This window comes from Nonomuraea sp. CA-141351, from assembly GCF_050944675.1.
In the GTDB taxonomy this organism is placed as follows: Bacteria; Actinomycetota; Actinomycetes; order Streptosporangiales; family Streptosporangiaceae; genus Nonomuraea.
Map to the genome: position 1 here is coordinate 951,998 of NZ_CP191982.1, position 16,505 is coordinate 968,502.

The 16,505-nt window shown below is 69.6% G+C and carries 18 protein-coding genes and 1 pseudogene; 10 read left to right on the forward strand and 9 right to left on the reverse strand.

The genetic code is table 11. The annotated features are described in order from the left end of the window. Positions 1–270: 270 nt before the first annotated feature. The 5 genes and pseudogenes from ACQPWU_RS04945 to ACQPWU_RS04965 all read left to right on the forward strand — a co-directional run bounded on the left by ACQPWU_RS04945 (position 271) and on the right by ACQPWU_RS04965 (position 2,486). Positions 271–591: a hypothetical protein gene (locus ACQPWU_RS04945; RefSeq protein ID WP_433437197.1), complete on the forward strand. Its 321-nt coding sequence runs from the start codon at positions 271–273 to the stop codon at positions 589–591. Next, positions 525–908, forward strand: a complete 384-nt coding sequence (locus ACQPWU_RS04950; protein ID WP_433437199.1) for an isochorismatase family protein — start codon at positions 525–527, stop codon at positions 906–908. Before ACQPWU_RS04945 ends, ACQPWU_RS04950 begins: the two co-directional genes overlap by 67 nt. Before the next feature lie 427 nt (positions 909–1,335). Next, on the forward strand, positions 1,336–2,001 hold the full coding sequence (locus ACQPWU_RS04955) for an SDR family NAD(P)-dependent oxidoreductase (RefSeq protein ID WP_433437201.1): 666 nt from the start codon (positions 1,336–1,338) through the stop codon (positions 1,999–2,001). A gap of 52 nt (positions 2,002–2,053) precedes the next feature. Then, positions 2,054–2,326, forward strand: a pseudogene (locus ACQPWU_RS04960) (IS1380 family transposase); the annotation flags it as partial. After that, positions 2,259–2,486, forward strand: a complete 228-nt coding sequence (locus tag ACQPWU_RS04965) for a winged helix-turn-helix transcriptional regulator (RefSeq protein WP_433437202.1) — start codon at positions 2,259–2,261, stop codon at positions 2,484–2,486. The pseudogene ACQPWU_RS04960 and the gene ACQPWU_RS04965, both read left to right, overlap by 68 nt. Positions 2,487–2,586: 100 nt before the next feature. Here the strand turns inward: ACQPWU_RS04965 and ACQPWU_RS04970 are convergent, their stop codons facing one another. The 4 genes from ACQPWU_RS04970 to ACQPWU_RS04985 all read right to left on the reverse strand — a co-directional run bounded on the left by ACQPWU_RS04970 (position 2,587) and on the right by ACQPWU_RS04985 (position 5,934). Further along, a complete protein-coding gene (locus tag ACQPWU_RS04970) occupies positions 2,587–2,802 on the reverse strand; it encodes a hypothetical protein (RefSeq protein ID WP_433437203.1) in 216 nt (71 codons plus the stop codon). Between the two features lie 309 nt (positions 2,803–3,111). After that, positions 3,112–3,840: an exonuclease domain-containing protein gene (locus tag ACQPWU_RS04975; RefSeq protein ID WP_433437204.1), complete on the reverse strand. Its 729-nt coding sequence runs from the start codon at positions 3,838–3,840 to the stop codon at positions 3,112–3,114. Between the two features lie 103 nt (positions 3,841–3,943). Beyond that, positions 3,944–5,188 carry a DUF3500 domain-containing protein gene (locus tag ACQPWU_RS04980; RefSeq protein WP_433437206.1) on the reverse strand — a complete coding sequence of 415 codons (1,245 nt, stop codon included), beginning with the start codon at positions 5,186–5,188 and terminating at the stop codon, positions 3,944–3,946. Positions 5,189–5,286: 98 nt separating this feature from the next. Next, positions 5,287–5,934 (reverse strand): NAD(P)-dependent oxidoreductase, encoded by a 648-nt coding sequence (locus ACQPWU_RS04985; RefSeq protein WP_433437208.1) that lies wholly within the window; start codon positions 5,932–5,934, stop codon positions 5,287–5,289. Positions 5,935–6,023: 89 nt separating this feature from the next. Between ACQPWU_RS04985 and ACQPWU_RS04990 the strand changes: the two genes are divergently transcribed. Further along, positions 6,024–6,440, forward strand: coding sequence for a winged helix-turn-helix transcriptional regulator (locus ACQPWU_RS04990; RefSeq protein WP_433437210.1), 417 nt, complete (start codon positions 6,024–6,026; stop codon positions 6,438–6,440). 461 nt (positions 6,441–6,901) lie between these two features. On the opposite strand, the gene ACQPWU_RS04995 is transcribed toward ACQPWU_RS04990, so the two are convergent. Then, positions 6,902–10,477 (reverse strand): S8 family serine peptidase, encoded by a 3,576-nt coding sequence (locus ACQPWU_RS04995; protein ID WP_433437211.1) that lies wholly within the window; start codon positions 10,475–10,477, stop codon positions 6,902–6,904. A 406-nt stretch (positions 10,478–10,883) separates the two neighbouring features. Beyond that, a complete protein-coding gene (locus ACQPWU_RS05000) occupies positions 10,884–11,720 on the reverse strand; it encodes a hypothetical protein (RefSeq protein WP_433437213.1) in 837 nt (278 codons plus the stop codon). Positions 11,721–12,155: 435 nt separating this feature from the next. On the opposite strand from ACQPWU_RS05000, the gene ACQPWU_RS05005 reads away from it, so the two are divergent. Continuing rightward, positions 12,156–12,590 (forward strand): MarR family winged helix-turn-helix transcriptional regulator, encoded by a 435-nt coding sequence (locus ACQPWU_RS05005; RefSeq protein WP_433437214.1) that lies wholly within the window; start codon positions 12,156–12,158, stop codon positions 12,588–12,590. Beyond that, positions 12,587–12,931 (forward strand): ester cyclase, encoded by a 345-nt coding sequence (locus ACQPWU_RS05010; RefSeq protein ID WP_433437215.1) that lies wholly within the window; start codon positions 12,587–12,589, stop codon positions 12,929–12,931. The genes ACQPWU_RS05005 and ACQPWU_RS05010 overlap by 4 nt, the downstream gene beginning before the upstream one ends. A 16-nt stretch (positions 12,932–12,947) precedes the next feature. Here ACQPWU_RS05010 and ACQPWU_RS05015 read toward each other — a convergent pair whose 3' ends face one another. The 3 genes from ACQPWU_RS05015 to ACQPWU_RS05025 form a co-directional block, all read right to left on the reverse strand. Continuing rightward, positions 12,948–13,400: a hypothetical protein gene (locus ACQPWU_RS05015; RefSeq protein ID WP_433437217.1), complete on the reverse strand. Its 453-nt coding sequence runs from the start codon at positions 13,398–13,400 to the stop codon at positions 12,948–12,950. Continuing rightward, positions 13,397–13,879: an RNA polymerase sigma factor gene (locus tag ACQPWU_RS05020; RefSeq protein ID WP_433437219.1), complete on the reverse strand. Its 483-nt coding sequence runs from the start codon at positions 13,877–13,879 to the stop codon at positions 13,397–13,399. The genes ACQPWU_RS05015 and ACQPWU_RS05020 overlap by 4 nt, the downstream gene beginning before the upstream one ends. Before the next feature lie 78 nt (positions 13,880–13,957). Continuing rightward, positions 13,958–14,299, reverse strand: a complete 342-nt coding sequence (locus ACQPWU_RS05025) for a hypothetical protein (RefSeq protein ID WP_433437221.1) — start codon at positions 14,297–14,299, stop codon at positions 13,958–13,960. A 145-nt stretch (positions 14,300–14,444) separates the two neighbouring features. Between ACQPWU_RS05025 and ACQPWU_RS05030 the strand changes: the two genes are divergently transcribed. Together ACQPWU_RS05030 and ACQPWU_RS05035 are read left to right on the forward strand one after the other, a co-directional pair. Continuing rightward, the gene (locus ACQPWU_RS05030; RefSeq protein WP_433437223.1) at positions 14,445–15,728 is read left to right on the forward strand and encodes an alpha/beta hydrolase; all 1,284 of its coding nucleotides are present in this window, start codon (positions 14,445–14,447) and stop codon (positions 15,726–15,728) included. Between the two features lie 72 nt (positions 15,729–15,800). Then, positions 15,801–16,430 (forward strand): GNAT family N-acetyltransferase, encoded by a 630-nt coding sequence (locus tag ACQPWU_RS05035; RefSeq protein ID WP_433437225.1) that lies wholly within the window; start codon positions 15,801–15,803, stop codon positions 16,428–16,430. The last annotated feature ends 75 nt before the right edge of the window (positions 16,431–16,505 follow it).

Consider the following 16,505-nt stretch of genomic DNA (forward strand, 5'->3'; position numbering starts at 1 on the left):
GCCGCCGAGCCGAGGGGAAGGAGTCTCGCCAATGACGACACAGATGAAGGCAGTCATCGTGCTTGAAGTGAAGGCGGCCGGGGAGGCGCGCTTCAAGGCCGTCGTCACCTTCTGACCGGCACCCAGCGGCGCGGCCGGCGAACAGCAACCGGTGCGCCGAAAGCGGAAATACCTGCGTGCGCAGGCAAGTTGCTTTGGATGTAGACAGCAACCGGCCAGGTGGTCAGAGCCACCCCCGCCCACAGTTTCGACAGCAGAAGAGGAAAAAAGATGGCACGCATCCGCCTGTCCGCCGACAACAGCGCGATCGTCCTGATGGACCACCAGGTTGGGAGGGCCGACCTGCTCCGCTCCCATACGCTTGAGGAGCACATCAACAACACCGTCGCCCTGGCCGAGGTAGCGAAGATCTTCAACACGCCGCTGGTCGTCACGGACGGCCCCTCCGACGGCCTCGGTGGCCCGCTCTATCCGGAGCTCGCCCACGTCCTCGGTGACCACCCCGTCGTGGAGCGCATCCCCCGATGTACGACGGGTTCGACGACGCGAGCTTCGCCGCGGCCATCGAGGCGACCGGTCGCGAGAAGCTGATCATGGCGGGGGTCCAGACCGACGTCTGCCTCTCGCTCACCGCACTGACCGCCCTCGACCGCGGGTACGAGGTGCACGTGGTCGGGGACGCGTCGGCCGCCGGCACCAAGGAGACTCACGAGCTCGCGATGCAGCGGGTGATCCAGGCCGGAGCGATTCCGGTGGGCTGGCTTACTGTCGGGTCCGAGTTCCAGCGCGGCTGGACCGAGGACAGCAAGACCGCAGAGGCGTTCGCCGAGGTGATCTACGATCAGATCCCCGCGTGGAAGCAGCAGGGCGTCCTCACTGCGGGCGTCCGGGAGCACGCCGCCAAGTAGGTGCGCGCGCCAGACGCGTGGCGGCCGGCGGGTTCACCACCGGCCGCCACCCCGCTCAACCGCAGTTCAGGGCGCGTAACTCAGCATTCGATCACCGGCGAACCGCCCTCTCCCGTCCCCGAACCGGTCGCAACCCTGTTCCTGGCCTATGTCGACGACCGTGACAACATGAACACCGCCACCAACCCGGCCTCCCGCTTGTAGTTCCCCGGCCGTCGCGCGGGCCCAGGCCACCGCCGATGTCATCCTCGCACTGATCGACACCGACGAGCCGCCACTGCGGCTCTTCCTCGGCACCTATCCCTATCCCGTCGTCGAAGCCGCCTACCGGCAGCGACTCGACACCTGGAACGCATGGCGACCACTGGCCGCCAAGGCGTGACCGGGCACACCACAGATCATGATCCAGCGCGACACAGGAGTGAACATGCATAACCAACGCCCCGGCCCCGTGCACATCATCGGCGCGGGGCCCGGAGTGGGAGCCTCGGTGGCGCGACGCTTCGCCCGCGCCGGCCACCCCGCCGGGCTCGTCGCCCGCGACCCCGAGCGGCTCGCCGCCCTGGCCAAGGCCCTGGCCGAGGACGGCATCCAAGCGGAGTGGCACCCGGCCGACGCGAGCGATCCCACCGCCGTCGCCCGGGCTCTGGCGGTGCTCGCCGAGCGGCAAGGCCCGGCCGAGGTGATGTGCTTCAGCCCACTGCCGGACATCGGCCTGATCAAACCAGTGCTGGACACTCGAGCCGACGACCTGGAACAGGCCCTGGCCCTGAACGTGGTCGGCGCCGCTGCCGCCGCACAAGCCGTTCTGCCCGCCATGCGTACGGCCGGTCGCGGCACACTGCTGTTCGTCACGGGAGGTGCCGTGGAACACCCGAACCCCGACCGCGCGGCGAGCGCGATCGCCGGAGCCGCAGAGCAAGCCTACGCCGCGCTGCTGTCCCAGGCCCTCGCCGGCACCCCGCTGCACATCGCCCACCTCGTGGTCGTGGGACCAGTGGGCCCAGGACTCAAACACGAGCCCGACACCGTCGCCGACCACCTCTGGCAGTTGCACGACGCCGCCAGCGAGAACTACGCGGTGCTGACGTAGCCGCGATCGGCAGGCACCTAACGGCGAGGGGTACACCTCATCCTAAGAGCGCCAAGACGAACTGTTTCCCGCCTGGCGCCACTACCCGATCTTCACCGACACCCCGTACACGCTGATCCAAGCTGAGGAGCAGCACCGTGATCACGCGGTACAGGAACAGGTCAACGCTGATTTGAGCGACGGGCCGCTCGCGCACATGCCCTCTGGTGTCTTCGCCGCCAATGCCGCGTGGCTGACCTGCGCCGCGATCACCCACAATGTCCTGCGCGCGCTGGGCTGCCTGGCCTCGGCCTTCCACGCCCGAGCGCGGGGTGCCACCCTGCGTGCGCCGCACGGTCTACCCCGACGTGCCGGTTCGCGTCGAGTACGCACTCACTGACGCCTGTCGAACATTGCTGGAACCGCTCCGCGCGCTCCAGAAGTGGTCGATCGAACACCTCAGCGACGTGTCGGTATCGCAGGACGCCTATGACCGCGCGGAATGACCGTCCGCGTCGCAGTAGTGGTGCGCCTCATACTCGGCGGCCGCGGCCGCCGCCGCCCACCGAGCGGTCAAGATCGCGCCGGAGGTGCCGGGGTCAGCACCTAACGGCAGCCGTGCGGCGGCGGCCAGGTCGCGGCGCTCGACCCGGTCCGGTTGCTCGCGCAGCAGCGCGTCCAGCGCCCGGGCCCGCCGTGTGGGCCGCGCCCGCGGCGACGACCCCGACAGCCGGGCAGGGCCAGCAGCGCGCGCACTCCGGTCGCCAGCGTGTCGTTGATCGTGCCGGTGAGGGGTGTCTCCAGTACCCTCGGGATGCCCATGAAATACCCAGCATCATGCCCGAATGCCCACACTCTCGATGGCGCGGATAGGCGGTGTTTCATAAGCGCCTATGAAACAGCGGCCCCACATCCGGCCGTCCAGGGCATTCCCGCCTCGATCCCCGGTTCCGGCTCGTGCCGTCGCCGGCCAAGGTGCTCAACATGCCGACCCCGGCGCTGCGCAAACCTGGGACCTCGTGGGCGGAACTGCCCCGCCCCGCCGCCGGCACCCGGACATCCGGGCACGCCAAGATCGGATACGCCCGCGCCTCGACGGTGCGCCAGTCTCTGCAGACCCAGCTCGACTCTCTAAAGGCAGCCGCGCCTCGATGAGAGAAGCTTTGGACCACCCACCGCAGAGGAATGTGCCTGACCATGCTTGCCACCCCGCCGATGACCGCCAGCCCGCCATTGTGCAGCACTTCGCGAGGCACCTGCCATCCGGCGCGTCCCCGCACGCATGACGAGCTTGTTAGAGGCGGTGGCGTCTGATGCGTGACGGGAACCTGCGGCGATGTTCCAAGCGTCATCCTCGCCCCGGTGATGGCGTCCCTCGAGCGGGAGTCCGGCGATCCGCAGGGCGTGATCCATGCCGGGTTTCTTGCGCAGCCCGTAGGCGGCGGCGAATACGGCCTTGGCGTTGGTGTGGGTGCGCTCCGTTGGATAGCCGAACGGATAGGCCACCCCGTCGGCCTGACTCTGCCGGGCGAACTGCCGGCGGTCGTATTCGCCCCAGCTTGCCCAGGGACGCTTCCGGGCTTCGTACTCCTCGACGAGGATTCGGCAGGCCTCGGCGAAGGTGACGCCCCGTTCCACCTCGGCTTGAGTCAGTCCCGTCAGTTCGGTGCAGAAGTCGCTCACCGCCGACCGGGCAGGGCGGACCAGGACGCGGTGGCGGGATACACGGCGCCGGGCCGCCACGTCCACGACGGTGAGGCCGATCTCGATGATCTCGTTCACCGAGCCATGCGGAGGCTGTCCGTCCCAGCAGGTGGCTTCCGCGTCGATGACGTTCAGCAGGGCAGGTTCGCGGCGCATGGGGCCGAGGGTAGGGATGCGAGCCCGGATCCGGCACCCCGTTTTCTCCATGTCCACGACGTCGCATGCCGTCACGCTTCCGTGACGGGCGGGCGAGTGGCCGTCAGCGTCCGGCGCGTTGTTGTGGATGGTGGCGGGCGAGGTGCCGGCGCAGCAGGTCGCGTCCGTAGTCGCCGCCGTTGGGGGTGCGCACGATGGTGTGGACGTGGAACGGTTCGGGCTGGTCGTTGTCGAGGAAGACGCCTTGGTGGCAGTCGTACTCGATCAGGACGACGGGGCTGTGGACGCGGTAGTAGAAGGCGTCGTCGTCGCCGCTCCCGCCGATCCAGGCGAGGTGCGTGTCGTCGAGGTGCCGCTCGATGCTTTCCATGAAGGCGGCGGCGGGACCGTCCGGGAGCCGCTGCGCGTAGGTCTTCACCAGGTGGAGCAGCGACTCCCGTTGCCTGGGGGAGAGTCCGCCGGCCGGTAGCCCCGCGTAGGGGATGACGCGGTTGTCCTGGGCGGGGCCGCCCAAGTGCCTGCCGTTGACCGGGTCGGAGAGTTCGGCGGGCAGGTCCTGCACCCGGATCGAGGTGTGGAGAACGGCCTGACGTGCCTGTTCGGGGCGCAGGCTGCGCCGCAGGTCGAGCCCGGCCGTCCGCTGCTCGTCGAACAGGCGCAGGCCCTTGTGGGTGCCGCGGTCGGCCTCGGTGGGCTCGGCGCCGATGAAGGCCGGGGTGAGGACCATCTGCCGGCCGATGATGAAGCAGTGCACGTCGAGGTGGTGGCCCCACAGCTGCCATCCCCACGGCTCCGTTGCCGAGGGGGTGCCGAACAGTGCGAAGAAATAGCTGTATTCGGTGAGGGTGTCGCGGTACTGGCCGATCAGCTCGCCGAGCGCGGCGTTGAGTTTCATCGCCGTACGAGCGTAGGAGAAGCCGGTGGCGGACAAGGACGCCTCGACGATCGCGAGCGCCCGCTCGCGCTGCGCGGGCTCCAGGTCCTCCAGGCGCAGGCCGTGCGGATCCCAGTTCGGGAAGGCATTGATCCACATGCGCCATTCGGCCGCGTCCACGGCGAACAGGACGTCGTCGCGCTGCGCGGGAGTGAGGCGGTCGAGGAAGGCGGTCGCCGCCTTGCTCGCGGGCTCGGGATTCCAGCCGGTGTCCTGGAGGGCGAACAGATCGCGTACGACGTGCCCGTCCGTCGTGATGCCGACCAGCGGCTCCTTCGCCCTCTCGATCACGGGCGGGAACAACTCCTGGAGATCCGGGGGAAAGGCCGAGAGATCCACCCGGCCGTCCTGGACCGGCAGCCCGAGGACGGGCCCGAATCCCCGATAGTGCGTCTTTTCATATGCGTCGTCCATGCCGGAAAATGCCTTCCTTACGTTCGGGCGCGGTTTCGTGCATGCCCTGTATCGGACTTCGAGCGCCGGACAGCGAACGGAATCTCACGGGGATCGCCTCAGTGGCCGAGGTTGACCTGTGCCCGGTGGTGGTCGCCTTTCTCGATCAGGTCGACGAACCCGAGGGCGTAGTCCGCGGCGGAGATCGCGCCGCCGTCCTCGGGCGCGACCGCGACGTCGTCGCCGAGCCGGTAACGGCCGAGTCGTTCGCCGGGCATGCGTGCGCCGAACCGGAGCGCCGGGCTGACGAAGACCCAGTCGAGGGTCGGGGGCGTGGCTGGGAGGTCCTCGATGATGAGCGCGGCTCCGGCACGGATCTCGTCGTGGAGCTCTGCGGGGATGTGGCTGAGGTCGGTGACGAAGCGATCCGCCCCGGGCGCGGGGCGCAGCGACGAGGCGCCGCCGACGACGTACAGGGGTACGCCCGCGGCATCGGTCAGCCGCGCGATCATGCGGTAGACGTCGCGGAAGATGCCGGCCAGCGGGCCGCGTGGGGCGAGTGCGCCCACGACGACGTCCGCGCCCTCGATGGCCGCCGAGAGCGTTGCCTCGTCGGTGGCGTCGCCCTGCACATAGGCCACGTCCGGGATGGGCGCGTCGGGGAGCGAGCGGCTCAGCGCGGTGACCTGGTGACCGCGGGCAGCGGCCTCCGCGACGATGGCCGAACCGGCATAGCCGGTGCCGCCGATGACGGTGATGCGGGACATGAGGAGGCCTTTCTGCGGGACGGCTGGCGTCGGACGACGCGCTGCGATTACCGTATGAGCGCAGCTCTCCAATGGGAAGAAGGCACTTTGTGGTAACCACTCAGGCCGAGTCGGTGCTCCGCGGCAGCCCCTACCGCGCGGACTGCCCGACTCGCCACATCCTGGATCGCATTGGCGACCGTTGGACGGTGCTCATCGTGGGCGCCCTCTGGGACGGCAGCGCCCGCTTCTCGGAGCTGCGCCGACGCATTGAGGGCATCTCGCAGAAGATGCTCACCCAGACCCTCCGCGGGCTCGAACGGGACGGGCTCGTGCGCCGTACCGTCTACCCCGAGGTTCCGGTCCGCGTCGAGTACGCGCTGACCGAGGCGGGCCGCACTCTGCGCGAGCCGCTGCGCGCACTGCAGGAATGGGCGATCGCGCACCTCGGCGACGTGTCAGCGTCGCAGGAAGCCTACGACCACGCGAATCAGCCTCCTCCTGACTCCACGGATCGCGACGAGTAGCGCTGCGACATCGGCGCTGCTTGCTGCCGACAATCGCATCTCCATCGCCCAGGTCCGGCTCGGGGTGTCTCGAAGCCCGTCCTCGCTCGTCGGTATGCGGCGTTCGCGACCTGGCCGAGGACCTGCGCCGCCCCTGGGAGAAACCACCCGCCACGGACCGGCCGCTCACGCCCGGAAGGGTCCGCCGCGGATTTCGCAACGTCCACCGTCTGCTCGGCATCCCAGCCGCTGTTCCCAAACCCACTCGAGCCGGACCGGGACGTCCTCAAGGATCACGCTCCGGTCCAGCCCCACGCCACCCTGTCCCACGCAAACAAGATCAACCAGCGTCCACGTCTGAAAGGAGACCTCAGCCCAAAGGTTAAAAGCAAAGCTGAGGGCCGTGCGCCGCCTCTGAGGATCCCACCCGCCGCCACCGTCCTGATGGCCACGGTGGCGGCGGGTGATCTACCGCGCCCCGGTTACGGCTTGAGGCCGAAGGCGCGGATGACGGTCTGGGTGACGCCGCCGCCGTTCCGCTGGTCGGCGGTGACCCGGATAGAGACGTATGACGCGCCGGCCGGCGCGTTCAGCGTCGCCCGCCAGGTGCCCTTCGTCTCCTTCTGATCCTGCGATTGCCACGTGTTCCCGTCGTCGTAGGAGACCTCGAGCCGGAGCCGGGAGACATCGTCCGCTGTGGAGGTGCCGCCAAGCACCGATGGTGTGATGGAGATTCCGGTCCGGCGATCCGCCCGGCCCGCGAGGTCCAGGTCGGTCGCGTAGTCCAGCTGGACCAGGGGGATCTCCTTCGTCTCGGTGGTGGCCCCGGAGGTGAAGCGCCACTCGGTGCTGGTGGTGGTCGAGTAGGAGCTGAGGTCGGGGCTGCCCGTCGTGTCCACGACCAGCCGGTACGGCAGTTCCCGATCGTCCAGCCCGCTCACGTCGAAGTAGTAGTAGGGAATCTGGAGCAGCTGTGTGTCCCCCTGGTAGAGCGAGAGCGTCTGGTTGGCGGGGCCGTCGTGCGCCGACCCGCCATCGCCGAGTCCCGCGACGGTCATGGTGAAATCGCCGGTTGGCAGCCGGTAAAGGGCGTCGGCGGCGAGCAACCGGGTCCGCATGACGGGCCCGAACCAGCGGTCCTCGTGTGCGCTGCCCGGCTTGTAGCTCAGCTCGTCGGTGGCCGTCGTCCACTCCTGCGTGGCGCCCGTCTGGCCGTTGGGGTACCGCAGGGTGCCGGACTGCTTCCACTGGACGCCGGGTCCGGTGGAGACCCAGTCGGTACGCGTCCCCGCGGCGACCGGCTCGTCGGCGAACGGAAGCTTCACGACGTTCCCCCACTGGTGCGCAGGGCCGCCCGGCCAGTCGTACGGGGGGAAGTCATCACGCATCTCGATGCCCTGCTTGCCGGGAGGCACGGCGAAGTCGAGGTCGATCCGGGCGAGGCTGCGCGGATCGGTGTCGGCAGACGGGTCGGCGGGCACGCCGCCGACGTGGTAGTCGGCCAGGTCGTAGAGGTACTCGGGCGTGGGGTGTGACTCGGCCGCCAGGTGGATCGGCCTGTCGGCCGCGGTGATCTTCTTGATCAGCTTCTCCCCCTCGTCCCGGCCCAGCGAGGCGACCGGTACCGATCCGGCGGTGGTGTGGTCGGGCTCGCCGTACCACCAGTCGCCGATCCGACCGGATTCCTGGTCGACCACCAGGAGCATCGCCGCGCCGGCCGCCTTCGCCGCTGCCTGCTGATCCGTCGGCACGGCGTCGGTGCTGCGCACGACCACGGCCTTGCCGCGGGCGGACAGGCCGGCGTAGTCGGCCGCCGTACCGTTGCCGGCGAAGACGGCGTCCAGGCGCGAGGTGCCGTCCGGCAGCGGCGGGGAGCCGGGTTGCGCGAGCACGTCGTCGAGGCGTTCGCCGTTGTAGGTGATCGCCAGCGGCGTCTGCTTCGCGCGGAACCTGGTGCCGAAGGCGAAGCTGCCCTTCGTCACCTCGTCCTTGGTCGGCAGGGCCCACACACTGTCGTAGTCGGCCGAGGGGAACAGCACGTCGAAGACGGCCCCGGTGCCCGGCGTCGGCGTGCTGGAGGTGAAGGAGCGCCACAGGTCGAGCCTGCTGTCGACGACGGCGGTCGGCTTGGGCGTCGCCACCTTCACCTGCCGGGACCGCGAGGCGTCGAGGTCCACGTCCCGGTCGGTCGTCAGGTCGACCTCCGGGGCGGCCAGCACGGCCTCCCCGAGGGAATGGGGACCGTGCGTCCCCTCCACGTCCGCGTACGAGCTGAGCGCGTACGTGCCCGGCGCCCAGCGGCTGGTGAGCGATCCGTCCTCGGGGACCCACAGCCAGGAGTCGATCCCATTGTCGCCGGCGATGTGGACCGCGCCGCTCATGGGCCGTCCGGAGCGGTCCTTCAGGTGGACGGTGAGGTTGCGCTTCTCGGCCTCGACGGAGACCCCCGCGGCCGTGTGCGCGAGTACGGCGCCGTCGCTGCCCTTCGCCAGGACCTGGGCGGCGTACTGCCCCGCCGCGAGCCCCTTCGGGTCCACCACCAGGCCGACCTGCGCGGTTCCCCGCGCGGGCACGGAGACGTGGTCGGCATCCAGCGTGAACACCTCCGCGCCGGAGTCCATTCGGTCGACGGAGAGGTCCAGCGCGACGGGGGAGTCCGAGGTGTTGGTGTAGGTGATCTCACGCTTGATCGGCTGCGGCGGCGTGGTGCGCGACCATGGGACGAGTCCCGCGTCCACCGACCCGGTCGCGACGATCCCGGCGAAGTACGCACCGGACGCCGACACCCGGCCGGTTCCGGCCTTGTACGGGTTGCGCTCGGAGGTCAGCGCGCTGGTGCTCATCAGGGCGTCTTTGATCTGCTGCCCGCTCCAGTCGGGATGCTTCTGGGCCAGCAGGACGGCCGACCCGGCGACGTGCGGCGCCGCCATGGAGGTGCCGTCGAGCCCGGTGTAGTAGCCGCTGCCGTTCGCCATGTACTGCGAGCGTGCCGCCACCACGCCCACCCCGGGGGCGGTGATGTCGGGCTTGAGGCCGTCGTCCAGCAGACGCGGCCCGGCGCTGGAGAACTGGGCGAGATTGTCGGAGCCGTCCACCGCGCCGACGGTGAGGGCGGCGTCCGCCGTTCCCGGCGCGCCGAGGTGGTAGGAGGTGTTGTTTCCGTCGTTGCCCGCGGAGATGACGAAGAGCGCGCCCGTCTCGGCGCTCAGCCGGTTCACGGCCTGGCTCACCGGATCGTTCTGGCCGTGCCGCGACGGATCGCCCAGGCTCATGCTGATCACCTTGGCGTGCTCGGTCCGCGCCGCCCACTCCATGCCCGCGATGACCCAGGAGTCCTGGCCCATTCCCTTGTTGCTGAGCACCTTGCCCACTAACAGATCAGCTTGGGGGGCGACCCCGCGCTCCACGCCGTCGGAAGCGGCGCCCGTGCCGGCGACGGTGGAGGCGGTGTGGGTTCCGTGCCCGAGCCGGTCGACGATGTCCTCGCCCGGGACGAAGCTCTTGGACGACACGACGCGTCCCGCCAGGTCCGGGTGCTCGGTGTCCACGCCGCTATCCAGGACGGCGACGCGGACTCCGGCGCCCGTGCCGCCGGCGGACCAGACGGCGGGGGCGCCGATCTGCGCCGTCGTCTCGGTCAGGTCCGCCCGCACCTCGCCGTCGAGCCACACCTTGTCGACGCCGGCGGTGAAGGGGGCCTCCGCAGCGTGTCCGGCCCCGCCGGTGAGGGCCGACCAGAAGGCGCCGGCCTTCGACCGGCGGGTACGGACCGCCGCACCGTGGACGGCGGGAAGCCTCATCGTGATCTCGGTGCCCGGCAGCCCGGCGCCGGTCGTGGGGGCGGCCGTGGCCTTGGCCTGGGTGAGGATCAGCGGGAGTTCGGAGGCATGCCCGTCGTCGTAGCCCTCGGATATCAACTGGGTCACATCGAAGAGCTGCTTGTCGAGCCGGCCGGCCGCGACGTAGGCGAGGGCCTCCTCGGGGTACACGTAGGTGTCCCGGCCCTCGGTGGTGACGCGCACCGAGCCCGTCGCGCCGGGCGCTCGCGTGACTTTCACCTCGGGAGCCGCTCCGGCGGTCCCGGGAGTCACCGTCACCTTGTCACCGGTGATCAAGGTGACCGTCGCCGGTGCGCTCCGCGCGCTGACGGCCCCGGAGGTCGGCGGCGTCGCGGACGTTCGGGCAGGACCGGCCGCAGCGTGGGTCGCTCCGGGGGTCAGCAGAGCCGCGGCAAGGGCGACGCCGACACAGGTCGCAGATCTTCGGGGTAACCGCACAGTACCTCCCTGAGCGCGCGCTGATCGGAACAAGATGATCAGCATCGGCGAGGAGTGTACATGGCCGTAAATGTCTTTTTGTTTCCGACTAATTTCCTCCGTGGTGAACTCACTCCGCCAGGACTGCCATTCGGGATCGCCGCGCCCCGCCGTGGTCGGCGTGGCCACCGCTGCTATAGCTTGATCTTTAACCTGTGCGTCGCGGACGTGGGTTAGCGGATTTCTTCGTCGTCGGTTTCCGGGCAGGGGTCTTCGCGGTGGTCAGGCCGGTGGCGGTGTAGACGTCGTGGCGTGGGGTGGGTTGGTTGTTGCGCCGCCCGGGTGGTCGTCCTGGTTCTGGCCGGAAAGGTTTCGGTGCCTGGGCCGGACTGAGCGTCTTGGCGCGCAGGTGCCGAAACCCTCGGCGAACGCGAGCGGGCGACAAACGCTGCGGGGGCGCGGGCTCCTCCCAAGGGCGGCGTAGGTCGGCGGCCAAGGGACGGGCCAGCCGGAGTTGGGCGTAGACGGCCAGCATCAGCCAGGTCCAGCGATCAGCCGCCCGCGGATCGCGGATTTTGGGGCAGGTCCAGCCGAGGGTCTGCCTGAGCAGGTGGAAGGTGTGCTCGATGTCGAAGCGGCGCAGGAACGCCTGCCACATCCGGTCCACCTCGATTGCGCAGGCATCGACCTGGGACCACCACAGCCACACCGGCTTCGGGATCGCCCCGCTGGGCAGATGGTCCACCTCCAGACGGATCACGGTGCCCTCGATCATCGGCAGCTCAGCCGAATCGGCCCAGGCCGCACGGCGGGTCAACCGCGGGTGCAGCCGATCCCAAGCCCAGGCGATGGCGCGCCCGTACAGGCGGGTGTCGGTCTCGCTGTCCACGTCCGGCTCGCCCCAACTGTCCCGGTCGCCGAAGATGAACTCGCCCCCATGACGCGGTGGCCGGCCGTTGGTCCCCGGCACCCGTGCCGGGGCCGCCCGGCGCAGCACCCGATCCGAACGCATCCTGGCCAGGATCTGGATGGGCAGATCACGCAACGATCATGGCCCCTCAGACCCATGACCTCGACGGTGCTCGCCGACCAGCGACAATTCCACCAGCGAACGCACCGGCCCATCACTGCATAACACCGCATCGGCCAGCTCGAACAGCGCATCGGCGCGCGCGCTCAGACAGTCGTAAAAGTCGGTCGAAAGCGGGACAAAGCGGCCAAGGACTCGACACGGGCAGCCTCGTTCAGCACACTCATCCTCACGGTCTCGGTAGTGATCGTCGGCGTCTTCAGCAACGCTCATGATCAGCCGAGGCCGTCTCCACGTCCCGCGAACGGCCCAACCTTCACCCAGTTCAACAACCCGGCCGATGAGAAAGGTTAAAGATCAAGCTAAGGTCGCTGAACACCTCGAGCAAGTCAGCTGACCATCCCGTCCGACTCTCTTGATTACCTCAAGAGTTGAGGTTATAAAGAGATCGTGCATGAAGAGACGTCCGAGGACACGTTCTTCCGCGAGCTCGGCAGCGTCTGCGCCGAGCTGCGCCAGGCGTTCGCCCGGCACGTGGGCATGAGCCCGCAACGCGTACAGGTTCTCGTCCGGCTGCGGCGCGACGGCGAGACCAGTCACAGCGACCTGCGCCAGGCGCTGGGCATCGACGGTGCGAGCGTCACCCGCCTGGTCAAGGAGTTCGAGGCCGAGGGGCTGGTCAGCCGGCGACTCGCCCCGGCCGACAACCGCTACACCCTGGCCGCGCTGACCCCCGCCGGCGAGCGGATGGCGGCCGACCTTGAGCGAGCACACCAGGCCTACCAGGAGCGGCTGCTCTCCGGCACCACTGCCCAGCAACAAGAGATCGTCCTGGACGTCCTGCGCCGCGTCCACGCGAACGCGTCCGAACAGGAGAGCCGATGACAGACCATGTGCGGGCCGCCGCGCAGCGCATGTACGCCGCGTTCAACGCCCACGACCACACCGCCGCAGAGGAGATCTTCACGTCGGACTTCTACAGCCACCCCCTGGGCACCACCGGGCCCGGAAGCGTCACCCGGTCCTGGCAGCAGTTCCACGAGGCGTTCCCCGACGCACAGGTCGTCGTCGAGGACATGGTCGTCGAGGGAGACACCGCCGCCGTCCGCACCAGCGTGCGCGGCATTCCCGGCGGGCAGCCGCCGACCATGCTGGAGATCTTCCGGGTACGCGACGGGCGCATCGCCGAACTGTGGGGCCTGTCCTCCCTGCGCCGCGACTCCTGAAGTCGGAGCCGCTCGTTCAGCCGAATCGGGCGGCCAGTCGCTCAAGTGCGCGCTCGTTGGCCCGCCGTACGAGGAGGGGGACGAGGGCCGCGCGGCCGGGCAGGCGTACGCCGCCGGTCGCCGCGAACAGCGTGCCTTCAGCGACGGGTACGGCCGCGAGCCCGATCAGCAGGAATCTGCTCTGCATCCAGATCCAGCCCGGCCGCAGGTCCACCTCGAAGCAGGCGCGGAAGCCGTACCGGCTGCGGGCGTGGGCGACAAGTCCGGACTCGGTCTGCTCGACGCGTACGGATCGCATATCGGGTTCGAACGTGCCGAGCCCCCGCTCCAGATCGCTCGCCACCCGCCACACCTGCTCGAACGGCGCGGAAATGACCCGGGTCGCCACCGCTGCCCCCGATATCGCCGAGGCGAGCACGTGCAGCCTGCGGACGGGGTCAAGCTCGGCCACCGGCCACGAACCACTCATGCCGACCACGCCTTCCTGAAGTTGTCTCTGGCTCTGAACAGCCGGGACTTGACTGTCCCCACGGGCACCTTCAGCAGCTCGGCCGCCGCCCGTTCGTCAAGCCCCTCCACGTCGCGAAGCATCAGCACCGCCCGGTGCTCCGGCGAGAGCCGCGCGAGCATGTCTCTGATGTCCGCCGCCTGCTCCAGGTCGGCGGGTGAGGGCAGGTCGTCCTCGAACTCGACCGTGTGTCCGCTCCGTTTGGCCACCCTCACCGCCTCACGTACCGCTATCGCCCTGGCCCAGCCGTACAGCGCGGCGGGCTCGCGCAGGCCGCGCAGGCCCTTGAAGATCGCGATCAGCGCCTCCTGCGCGGCGTCCGCGCCATCGGCCAGCGCGATGGGGCCGCAGATCCGGGTGACGTACGGAGTGAGCAGCTCGAGCAGTTCGTTCATCGCCATGGTGTCGCCCCGCTGCGCCGCTCTCACCAGATCGTTCATCTGAAGGATCCTGTCAGCAAGGTGACGTACGACGGGCGGTGACGAAACACTGCTTCTCCCGGGGATCTGAAACCTGTGTCACCAAGGAAGAGGAGCGCTCGGCCGCGAACGTTCCATGCCATCCGCGCGGCTCACTGCCCGGGGCAGCCGGGAGACGATGACCGTGCCCGGCGAAGAGAGCCAGGCGGGCCGGTCCAGGGCGATGAGGACCAGCGTCGCCGCGGCGAGCAGCAGCGCCAACGGCACGAGCAGGACCCGCGGCGTGAACGGAACCACGAAGTTGAGCACAGCTCGGGACAGCGAGCCGGCGTCCCGGGCCGGCCAGGTGCTGCCGGTCATCCAGTACAGGTGCGCGACGGCGTCCGCCGCCAGGACCGTGACCACCGCGATCCCGGTACGCACTCGCGTCTGGGGTTTCACAGCTACCGCCTCCTGATGGTTGTGAGGTCACTTCATGACCGAAGAGGGCTGGGACCCGGCCCACGTTCCCTGTGACGGAGAGCACATGGAACGTCCGGCCGGTCCGTGTGCTCTTCCGAGTCGAGACATCCGCAAGGAGGAAGCGATGAGAACGCTCAAGCGCATGATCTGCGCGATCACGGCCGTCCTGGCTGTCGCCGGCGCGACCGCCGGGGCCGCCGCAGTTCGGGAGGCCTATGAGCCGATGCCCGGGGCCGACGCGCCGGGCCCGGCCGCCGATGACCGTGTCCATGTGCTGAAAGTCGGGTCGCCCGGCGCCCGGCAGGTCGTGGTGCTGGTCCCGGGTCAGTTCGGCGCCGCGGGTGGCTTCGCGCCGCTCGCCCGAGAGCTGGCCGCCCGGCTGCCCGGCACCCAGATCTGGGCCGTCGATCGCCGGGAGCAGAACCTGACCGACCTGCGCGGGTTCCGCCGCTCACCGGACCGAGCCGCGGACTACTACCTCGGTGAGCACTACCGGGCGCAGACGCCACAGACCGTGCCGTACGTCGGGCAGTGGGGGCTGGGTGTCGAGCTCGCCGACCTGCGGCGGGTGGTGCTGGCGGCAGCCGACGGCGGACGCCGCCGGGTGATCCTGGGCGGGCACTCGTGGGGCGCGACCACCGCGCTCGCCTACGCCGGCTGGGACTTCGACGGCCACCCCGGATACCGCGACCTGGCGGGTCTGGTGCTGATCGATGGCGGTGTGCACGACGCCTTCGCCGGGGAGGGCTACACCTACCGGCTCACCGCCGACCAGGCGGACGCCCGGCTCGCCGAGATCGCGGGTGGCGAGGTCTTCGACGAGTCCCTCACCATGGGCCGGACCGAGACGTTCGCGATCCTGCAGCAGCTCGCGGGCAAGTACGCGGCGGCCCTCCCGGACGAGCCCTCGGCGGTGGCCCGTCACCTGCCGCCCGGGCTGCGGCCATCGGCCCAGGTGACCAACGAAGGACTGGTCGAGTGGCTGTTCGTCACGCATCCGCTGGTGCCGGACATCAGCGTGAACCCGGCCTACACCTCGGCCGCCGCCCTTGCCCGCGCGTTGGCCGGCCCCGTGCCCTCACTGTTCGAGTGGTACTGGCCGAACCGGCTCAGCCTCGACCTCGAGGCCGCCGACCCGTTCGACGACACCCGGGTGGCCCGCAAGCTGGGCCTGCGGCTGTCGCACACCCGCGAGATCGACGTGCCGCTGTATTCGTTCCAGAGCGGTCTGACGCACGGCTCCGCCAACACGGCCGCCGCATGGGTGGTGGGACAGTCGCGGATCACCGACGTGACATATGCCGAGGACAATGCCATGACCCATCTGGACCCGCTGTTGGCGGCCCCTGCGAAGAACACCTTCCTGAACACGCTGACGCCGTTTCTCGCCCGGCTCGCCGGACAGTAGCCGCCGAAGACCGTTCGTGTGGCCCGGAGACTACATTTGAAAGCGCATCGGCTGGGTGACTACGGTCTCTGAGTGATCGCTTTGTCTGATCTCCTCGCCCATGCGGCCCGTGGGCAGATGCCCGAGCCGGATGCCGGTCCCACCATCGTCCCGCAGCCGTCTCCGCGTGACGCAGGAGTGATCGCCTTCACCGCGCACAATGTGATCTTCGCCGACCTCGACGAGGAGTGGATCAGATCCCGGCTTCCCGACGGCGACCTCTCTGCGCCGCTCAACCCCCCGTTCCTCAGAGACTTGGAGGAACGCATGGGACGCCGGATCAACAACATCGACATGCTCGCCCTGGCCACTCCCTGCGCCGGCCCCCCGCCGATCGAGTTGATCCAGGTCACGGACACCGCCCATCCACGCGTCGAGCGAGCCCGCCGCTATCGTGACGACGTACGCGTCTGGACCTGTCCTGGAGGACTATTGGTCATCGGACGGGGCGTAGCCGGTCGGTGGGAGGTCGCGATCGAGGTCGATCCGGCCGGCCGAGGACGCGGCCTGGGCCGTACACTCGCCCGCGCGGCCAGGCATCTCACCGCACACCCGCTCTGGGCTCAAATCGCCCCGGGCAATGCGGCGAGCGTCCGGGCGTTCCTCGCCGCCGGTTACGCCTCGATCGGCGCCGAAGCGCTGCTCGTCCCGCCTTCCGCATGACCTGGTGTGGGCGTCGCATTCCTGCGGGCTCATGCTCATTGCGCGAGCGCTCTGGGAGGGACGCACGTACGAGGG

What these genes read in the sequence shown, in the direction of transcription:
- ACQPWU_RS04950 (WP_433437199.1), top strand. Translation starts at nt 525, where the DNA reads ATGTACGACGGGTTCGACGACGCGAGCTTCGCCGCGGCCATCGAGGCG.
- ACQPWU_RS04955 (WP_433437201.1), top strand. Translation starts at nt 1,336, where the DNA reads ATGCATAACCAACGCCCCGGCCCCGTGCACATCATCGGCGCGGGGCCC.
- ACQPWU_RS05030 (WP_433437223.1), top strand. Translation starts at nt 14,445, where the DNA reads ATGAGAACGCTCAAGCGCATGATCTGCGCGATCACGGCCGTCCTGGCT.
- ACQPWU_RS04970 (WP_433437203.1), bottom strand. Translation starts at nt 2,802, where the DNA reads ATGGGCATCCCGAGGGTACTGGAGACACCCCTCACCGGCACGATCAAC.
- ACQPWU_RS05010 (WP_433437215.1), top strand. Translation starts at nt 12,587, where the DNA reads ATGACAGACCATGTGCGGGCCGCCGCGCAGCGCATGTACGCCGCGTTC.
- ACQPWU_RS05015 (WP_433437217.1), bottom strand. Translation starts at nt 13,400, where the DNA reads ATGAGTGGTTCGTGGCCGGTGGCCGAGCTTGACCCCGTCCGCAGGCTG.
- ACQPWU_RS04980 (WP_433437206.1), bottom strand. Translation starts at nt 5,188, where the DNA reads ATGGACGACGCATATGAAAAGACGCACTATCGGGGATTCGGGCCCGTC.
- ACQPWU_RS04975 (WP_433437204.1), bottom strand. Translation starts at nt 3,840, where the DNA reads ATGCGCCGCGAACCTGCCCTGCTGAACGTCATCGACGCGGAAGCCACC.
- ACQPWU_RS05020 (WP_433437219.1), bottom strand. Translation starts at nt 13,879, where the DNA reads ATGAACGATCTGGTGAGAGCGGCGCAGCGGGGCGACACCATGGCGATG.
- ACQPWU_RS04985 (WP_433437208.1), bottom strand. Translation starts at nt 5,934, where the DNA reads ATGTCCCGCATCACCGTCATCGGCGGCACCGGCTATGCCGGTTCGGCC.
- ACQPWU_RS04965 (WP_433437202.1), top strand. Translation starts at nt 2,259, where the DNA reads ATGTCCTGCGCGCGCTGGGCTGCCTGGCCTCGGCCTTCCACGCCCGAG.
- ACQPWU_RS04945 (WP_433437197.1), top strand. Translation starts at nt 271, where the DNA reads ATGGCACGCATCCGCCTGTCCGCCGACAACAGCGCGATCGTCCTGATG.